At 48.5% G+C, this 8942-nt stretch carries 2 protein-coding genes; both read right to left on the bottom strand.

What is annotated here, in order from left to right:
• Positions 1–42: 42 nt before the first annotated feature.
• Positions 43–7791: a KxYKxGKxW signal peptide domain-containing protein gene (locus tag EKM92_RS06870; protein WP_125709193.1), complete on the bottom strand. Its 7749-nt coding sequence runs from the start codon at positions 7789–7791 to the stop codon at positions 43–45.
• 614 nt (positions 7792–8405) lie between these two features.
• Positions 8406–8942: ribose-phosphate diphosphokinase (locus EKM92_RS06875; protein ID WP_125709195.1), on the bottom strand; the 537-nt coding region annotated here is incomplete at its 5' end.

Below are 8942 nucleotides of genomic sequence, written 5' to 3' on the forward strand. Positions count from 1 at the left end.
GCCACTAAAAAGTACCGCCCAACTAAGCGGTACTTCTTTCAACTAGTCGCCGTCATCGCGACGGCGGCGTTTGCCTAACAATGCGAAGCTCCCTAACAAAATCGCGCCCAGCAAGCCTAAAGGACTTTGCTTATCGCCAGTTTGCGGCAGTGATTCACTCTTTTTGCTAGGAACGTCGGTGCGCGCACTAGTTTGCGGTAACGCGGTCGACGCGATGGCATTGGCTGCATCATCTTCAGTCGCAACATCATCGCCGTTGGTATCTGGCAATAACGCTCTCGTCACCTCACCGTTTGGCGCGATAGTGGCGATCTCACCACCATCAGTGCCGATATGCGTCAACACCACATCACCATCAGGTTCGTTGTTCTTGATCGTGGTGGTGCCAGTCGTTGCGGTGTCGCCAGGTTTAATAGTGATCGGCGTGGTGGTGTGACCATTTTGATCGGTATCGGTGACAGTCGCATCCCCAGTGTTTGGATCAACGTCCACATGCGTGTGGTCGCCGTCATCCCAGTCGTTGTTGATCGTGGTGATGTCGCCATTCCCGTCAGTCCTGATCGTCGTGGAGCCGCCGTTATGATCGTCAGTGGTCCGCGTGTCGTAAAAGTCCTTTGGATCAACAGAGATGCCGCCGTCTGACCGCGTCTTCTTGAAGGCGAAAGTCCGGGCACCATCTGGTGTAATGGTTTCAGCCGTGATATCACCATCAGTACCTTGGTGCGTCAAAATGATGTTACCATCAGGTTCGCCGTTATCTAACGTTGTCTTACCATCAGTACCCTTGTCACCGGGTTGAACTGCGATCGGTGTCGTTGGTGCGCCTCCCTTAGGTGTTTCAATGATCGTTGCAACGCCAGTATCGGTATTGATATTAACGTGAGAGCGATCACCATCTGGCCAGTCTTTGTCGATCGTCGTGATGTCACCGTCGCCATTAGTCTTCGTCGTCGTGGTCCCACCGTCAGGATCGTTAGTGGTGGTCGTCGTGAAGAAGTCCTTTGGTGACACGGAAAGGTCACCTTCGATGCGCGTCTTCGTGAAGGCGAAGGTCCGCGTGCCATCTGGTGTAATGGTTTCAGTCGCGGTATCACCGTCGTTGCCTTGGTGAGTTAAAACAACATTACCATTTGGTTCGCCGTTATCTAACGTCGTATTACCGTCAGCACCTTTTTCACCTGGTTGAACTTCAATTGGTGTTGTTGAGTGCTCACCTTTAGGCGTTTCAGTGATCGTCGCAACGCCAGTATCGATGTCGATATCAACGTGTGAATGGTCGCCGTCGCTCCAGTCTTTGTCGATGGTGAGAATATCACCATCGCCGTTAGTCTTCGTTGTCGTGGTCCCACCGTCAGGATCGTTGGTAGTCGTCGTATTGTAGAAGGCTTTAGGCGAAACGGAGATCCCACTGTCAGAACGATTCTTCTTAAATGTGAAGTTCCGAGTACCATCAGGTGTGATAGTTTCAGTCGTTGTATTACCATCATTACCTTGGTGAGTTAACACAACATTACCATCTGGTTCGCCGTTATCAAGCATCGTCTTACCGTCAGTACCCTTTTCACCTGGTTGAGCTTCAATTGGTGTCGTTGGGTGCCCGCCTTTAGGGGTTTCGGTGATCGTTGCAACCCCAGTATCTGTATTGATATCAACGCGGGAGTGATCACCATCGCTCCAATCTTTGTCGATGGTGAGAATGTCGCCGTCGCCATTAGTCTTCGTTGTCGTCGTCCCACCATCTGGATCGTTAGTGGTCGTCGTATTATAGAAGTCTTTTGGCGAAACAGAGATACCGCCATCTGAGCGCGTCTTCTTGAAGTCGAAGTTTCGCTTGCCGTCTGGTGTGATAGCTTCGTTGGTATCACCATCAGCGCCTGGGTGAGTTAACACAACATTACCATCAGGTTCACCGTTATCTAACGTGGTCTTACCGTCAGTAACTTTTTCGCCTGGTTGAACTTCTACAGGTGTCGTTGGGTTTCCACCTTTAGGCGTTTCAGTGATCGTCGCAACACCAGTATCAATGTCGATATCAACATGAGAATGATCGCCATCAGGCCAGTCGCGGTCGATCGCAGTGATGTCACCGTCGACATTAGTCTTCGTCGCCGTCGTCCCACCATCAGGATCGTTGGTAGTCGTCGTGGTGTAGAAGTCTTTTGGTGAAACGGAGGTACCGCCATCTGACCGTGTCTTCGTGTAGGCGAACGCCCGCGTACCATCAGGCGTGATGGTTTCGGTCGTATCGCCATCAGTGCCTGGGTGCGTTAACAAGACGTTGCCGTCAGGTTCACCGTTATCTAACGTGGTCTTACCTACGTTACCCGTTTTACCTGGTTGAACTTCAACTGGTGTAGTTGATGCACCTCCTTTTGGTGTTTCAGTGATCGTCGCAACACCAGTACCAGTATCGATATCAACATGAGAGCGATCGCCATCAGGCCAGTCGCGGTCGATGGTGGTGATGTGACCGTCGACATCAGTTGTCGTAGTCGTCGTTCCGCCGTCAGGATCGTGAGTAGTTTGCGTATAAGTGAAAATGCGTTTGCCTTCAGGGGTAATCGCTTCGTTGGTGTCACCATCAGTGCCTGGGTGCGTCAACACAACATTACCATCAGGTTCGCCGTTATCTAATGTTGTCTTACCGTCAGTATCTTTGTCGCCTGGTTGAACTTCCACAGGTGTCGTTGGGTCTCCATCTTTAGGTGTTTCAGTGATCGTCGCAACACCAGTACCAGTATCGATATCGACATGAGAGCGATCGCCATCAGGCCAGTTACGGTCGATGGTGGTGATGTGATCGTCGACATCAGTTGTCGTAGTCGTCGTTCCGCCGTCAGGATCGTGAGTAGTTTGCGTATAAGTGAAAATGTTTTTGCCGTCTGGGGTGATGGTTTCAGTGGTGGTATCACCATCAGTGCCGGCATGGGTCAAAACCACGTTGTCATTAGGTTTGCCGTTATCTAACGTCGTTTTACCAACAGTGGTCGAGTCTCCTGGTTGCACATCAACTGGGGTTTCAACAGGTTTGCCGTCAGGTGTTTCGGTGATGATCGCGACGTTGGTAGTGAGATCGAAGTCGACATGCGTGTGATCGCCATCAGGCCAGTCGCGGTCGATCGCGACGATGACGTCATTGCCATCAGTTGATAAAATGGTGGTGCCGCCATCTGGATCGGTGGTTTGCGTCAACTTCAAATAGGTGATGTAAACGTCTTGGGCGTGATCATCATCATCGTCAAAAGTGAACGGTTGCGCCGTCTGATCTTCTACGATCTTGTAAGTAGCCGCAAATTTGTCGATCTTCCAGGTTTGAATGCCTTCACCGGTATACCCTTTGACCGTGATGACGGAATCCCCTTCATCATTTTCAACCGGAGCGCCTTTGGTGTCGATTAAGTGCACGTTAACGATCTGCTCGTCTGGCGCATAGGTGATTGTCGTCGGCGTCGTCGGATCAACAGGAACAGGTACGGTGTAGCCCTTCGTTTTGTCATTATCGACTGCGTCCAACGGCGTGCCGGCACCGTCTTTCGGGGTGTAGCCTTTGATGTAGTCGACGTGACCTGGTTGCACAGTCGTCGGGTCAGTCGGGTCGGATGGGAAATTAACGGTGGTATCCTCTCCTGTTGGCGTCGTCACTGTGATGGCAACTTTTTTATAATGGATCGTCAAAGGGGTGCCGGCATCTGTGGCAGCGAAAGTGGTTTTATCCTTAGTGCCGTCAGCGGTCAAAACGTATCCCGCGATGACCTTGGTGCCATAGTCGATGGTTTGGTCAGTTTCACCGGAGAACTCGGTGACTGGGTGACCGTCAATTTCATCGTTGTTCTCTTCGACATAGGCGACTTTGACGGACTTGCCGTCTTCAGGCTTGTAAGTGACGGTGGTTGGTTGCGTCGGGTCATCCGGTGTGACTGTATAACCTTTGTCAGTTTTCGTAAAAGTTCCGTTCGTCACTTCAGGTGTGTAACCAGGAATTGAAGGGACCTCAATCGTGTTGACCTTTGATGGGTCTTCAGGATTAGTCACGTAAGGCGTGTTAGTTGGCTTGTCATTGCCTGGTTGGGTAACGTTATAGCCACCGTCTGTCTTGTTGTAAGTGAGCGTCAACGTCGTGGTATTGTCTGCCGCAGTGAACTTATCATGACCAGTTGTGCCGTCAGTGACTAAGACATAACCATCGATGAGTTTGTTGATGGTGGTGTAATCAATTGGAGTGTTTGCCGTACCACTTAATGTTTGAGAATCGTGACCTTTAATCTCGCCATCTTTGTCAACAAATTCCACTCTCACACTCTTAGTTTCAGCAGTGTAAGTGATGATCGCTGCTGTCGTCGGATATTCTGGCGTCAGGGTATAACCTTTCGTCAAGTCGTTTGAATCGATTGGCGTCACAGTCCCGTTATCTGAAGTTGGGGTGTAACCCTCGACATACGGAATAGTCCCCGTCGCAGTAAAAGGATCATCAGGGTCAGTCTTGTACTGCGTCGTTGTTGATTGATCAGTGCCTGGCGTGGTGTAAGTGTAATCGCCGGTGGCGTTGTAAACCAACGTCGCAGTTTGATCGGCGCTGTTGACTGTGTCGAATGGGCTAGTCAAAGTCGAATCTTTTTCATCAAAAACGTAGCCGTCAAAAGGTGTTGCCAACTCGCCATAGGTCACAGTCGTGCCGCTGTCGCCTGTCAAAACGACATCATCAACTTGCTTGTCGCCGCCATTGAACTGATAGTGAACCGTCAACTTTTGACTAGCGACGGTGTAAGAAATATCGATGGTTGCATTTGCTGTATTTGCTAAGTTAATATTGTTTGGCAAACTCATCAAGGCGTCTAATGCTTCTTGTAGACTCATGTTAAGCGCAGTGTCATCCGCCATCGTAGTACCGTTTGAGATTAAGGTAGAGGTTAAGGTAATGGTTTTGTTGTAACCGTCAGGATCTGCGGAAGTCACGTCGGCAAGGGGCTCCGTTTGGCAAACCCAGTTGCCATAACCGACGATCGTCGATTGATCGCCATATTGATCAATAACGTATTGTCGTGTGTACGTAATCTTCTGATTGCCATTCGTTGCGGCGAATTGATCCCCAGCGGTGGTGCTCGTTTGAACTGTGAACGTCCGGTGAGTCATTTTATAAATATTCTGGATCTTAGGATCAGTAGTTGGGTCGGTTGGTGCATCCACGTATTGCGTCTTATCCATTGGCACGGTCACAATGTAAGGCGTCTTCCCGTCGGCTGGTACCGTGAGGGCGGTTGGTGCCGTGACGTCGACCAGAACAGAACCATCGGCGGCTTGATCCAACTTTCCGTTGGTCACCGCGTTCTTGGAAAAAGTGTAGCCATCCATGACATATAAATCTGGTCCGGCAACTTTCACTTGAATACTCTTGCCAGTCGTCGTAGTCGTATAAATGGTATGTTTGAGATCTTCATGCGTCTGCGCATCTTCAAAATGCACTTTGACATTCACAGTGTTGGCGGTGTAGTGCAAGGTAACGCCTTTAGTATCGCCTTGGGTAATCTTGTAGGATGTCGGATTGCCTGGCACAGCAGTGTAGCCTGGAATTTTATTTGACGTGGGGACGTCTACACTAGTGTCTACCACGCCCGTCAAAGTCGTCGGCAAATCTAGCGCAGATACGTCGAGCGGTGTTGTCGTATTGTTTGCATTATCAACAACGTAATGCACTTGAACACTCGCAGTTTGATCATAGGTGATAGTGATGCTTTGATCAGCATCATCATTAAAAGTATACGAAGTCGGCGCATCGCTGCGAGGTTGATAATTAGTGATGTCGTAACTTGAATCAGTCGTTGCGTTCAGTGATAAGCCTTGTGCATAAACACCGTCAATTGTAGTATCTGAGGCGATTGTCTTCCCGTTGCCATCAACGTGATGAACAGTCACCTTTTCTGGATTTGCAGTGTAATGCCAGGTGATCGTACCAGGGTTAGCAAAATCAGTCACGGTGTAATCAGTTGGGTTATCTTTTACAGTCGACGTGTAGTTTCTGTTATAGGTATAGCCTGTGATATCAGGTGCGGAAACTGGAGTATTAGCTTTAAACGCCATCTCAATCGTCGAGTTTACAGAATCACCTGGATCAAAAACGAGGTCGTTTTGATCCTTAAATACAACCGGAACGTTAACCAGCGATGCGTCGTAGGTATACGTCACTGACGTCGTTTGTGGCAAATAGATGTTCTTTACTGTATAACCGATCGCTCCTCTGGTCTGATAACTATCACCGCGATTAAGCGTCTTTGTAACGGAAAAATCCATAAATGTAAACGCAGCACTTTTGGCTTTAAGGGTAATAGTCATTTGTCCGGTATCAGCGTCTTTTAACGTGTACACAAGAGTCCCAATATCAGTTGCACCGGAATACAGTTCTTCACGAAAAATTTGACCATCCGTCATGAACGGCGACATCGTACCGGTCGTATTGTCAGAGCCAGTCGGATTATAACCAGTTAATTCTGAGGATGAATTTGTCGTGTAGCTTTGTCCAGATAGCCCCGTCATGCTTACTGGATCTGCGATGCTATTACCATCTTTGTCAATGTAGTAAGTAGTTTGAGTTTGACTCATCGGTTTGAGCGCTGCCCATCCTACCCAAGTTTTCTGCTTTCCATCTTCATACGAGCCTTTGGGATAGGCGTCCACATCATAATTGATGAAGAAATTATCGCCAGTATGTTCAATATATAAACTACTGATGTCGCCGCCATCATTGATTACAGTCCAGTTGCCAATAGAATTTTTACCTTCCGTGATCACCTGGTCTGTCGCAGCGCTTTGACCATCAGCGGTAAGAATTTGAGCGTGGATTTCGTTCACATCATTTCGATTAACTGAAAGTACCAAATTATCCGTTTTTGCGGAACCTTGAAAAAAGCTATACAAGTCAGAGTCTTGTGGTTCATGGAAAGAGCCATCTGGATAATCTGGATCATCAACGGTAAAGCCTTCAGGTAAGTTGTCGTTGGCACCACTTGTAGCCGTACTCCCATTCAACGTATTGACTTGTGCCGCCGACAACATCGACTTATAACTTACTTCTGGCAGTGGTGTGTTTGTCGTATCCACAGTCGAAGGGGCGTCGACTTTTTGGTTTGATGCCGTGGTGTCAGTTTCAGAAGTTGTGTCATCAACTGTAGTCTGTGACGCATCAGTTGTCGATGTTTCAGTCGTGGTCGTGTCTTCACTCGTTGGTGCAGCGTCAGTCGTTGACGCCGCGCTCGCAGATGTTTCATCTGTTGTCGTGGCATCACTCGCAGTTGATGCAGTATTTTCCTTCGCATCAGAAATAGCGGCTGTCAACGAGTCAGCCGTCTCGGTTACACCAGTCAAATCAGTCTTTTCAGTGGTCGTCGAACTAGCCGGATCACTTGCAGGTGATTCGGTGGTTGCACTCACGTTGTTGTCCCCCGTTGAATCAGTTGTTGCTGGCGTATCAGCAGTGATGGTCCCTGAAACCTTCGCTGCAGCCGTACTCCCAGTGTCACTGTCCGAAGTTGCCGTGTTTGTACTGTCGGCAGTCGCTGGCGTGATTGATGACTGCAACACCACCTTTTGTGCGGTGAGTTGTTCGGCAACAGTCCCTTTTTGCGTTTGTGAATCTAACGCTGTGGTGTCGGCGTGCACCTGATGCGCCTGACCAAGCGTTACACTTGCCATGCCAAAGAAGAACAAGAGCCCGTAGACCCAGTTCTTCCCACTTCTCCACATTTTGACCCGAGATTTGACCTCGGTGGTTGAAATTGAACGACGATTGTTTTTTCGCATAACCGAAACCCCTAATCTTATCGGCCACGCTAATCAAACTTATGCTTACATGTACCACCAGAATAAAATACTTTTTGATAAAAATCAATATTTAGTTAAGTCTATTCTATAATTTGAATATTTTCATGTAATGACGCTGGGATACCGGTTTTTCAATAACAAAAAGACAAAAATAATTAACCCATTCAATACCGGAATTATTCAAAATGTATTTCTCATCGTGCTTGATCCTCACCAATTTTCGCCACGAAAAAAGCGCTAGAAACCCCAGTGTTGCCGGGACTTCGAACGCTTAGAAACGAAAAAGGTAAGCATCTTTCTTCTATTAAATAATCGCTGTTGTAAATAACGATATGGGAGTGTTTGCGATGATCGTCGAGCTTTCTGCTGCAACGCGAGCACGTCTAGCTACGAAAAGAGCACCAAGCCAAAGTGCAGGCGTATGCTCTTTTCTAGGCTACGCGTCCTGCTAAGAACGTGTCCCCAAACACTGGTATCGAGCTTTTCGATGCAACAGGCACACGCTTAGCTAAGACAAGGCACCGAGTCAAAGTGCGACTCGATGCCTTGTCTTACGCTAACCGGTGCCTTAAGTACGCATCGAAAAGCTCTTATTATTTTTTAAACCGGTTTTCGAATAATGGAGAAACTGGCTTGTTTTCTTGGATGCGGGTGATGGCGCGGCCGATAAGTGGGCCTACGGAAACAGTGACCAGCTTGGAAAGCTTCTTGTCTTCAGCTAATTGAATGGAGTCAGTGACAACAACTTGTTCGATCACTGAGTTTTCCAAACGTTCAACGGCTGGGCCGGAGAAGATGGCGTGCGTTGCGGCAACTAAGACTTCGGTGGCACCGGCATTCTTTAATGCGGCAGCAGCTAAAGTGATGGTGCCGGCAGTATCGATCATATCATCGATGATGATGCAACGTTTGCCTTCAACTTTACCAACGATGTTCATGACTTCAGCCACGTTTGGACGAGGGCGACGCTTGTCGATGATGGCAATTGGGGCCTTCAAGAATTCAGCGAGCTTACGGGCACGGGTCACACCACCATGGTCAGGTGATACGACGACAGTGTCTTCGCCGTTGTAGTGGTTACGCAAGAAGTAATCAGCTAATAATGGCGCACCCATCAAGTGATCAACAGG

This window comes from Lacticaseibacillus porcinae (assembly GCF_003946305.1).
Lineage (GTDB): Bacteria > Bacillota > Bacilli > Lactobacillales > Lactobacillaceae > Lacticaseibacillus > Lacticaseibacillus porcinae.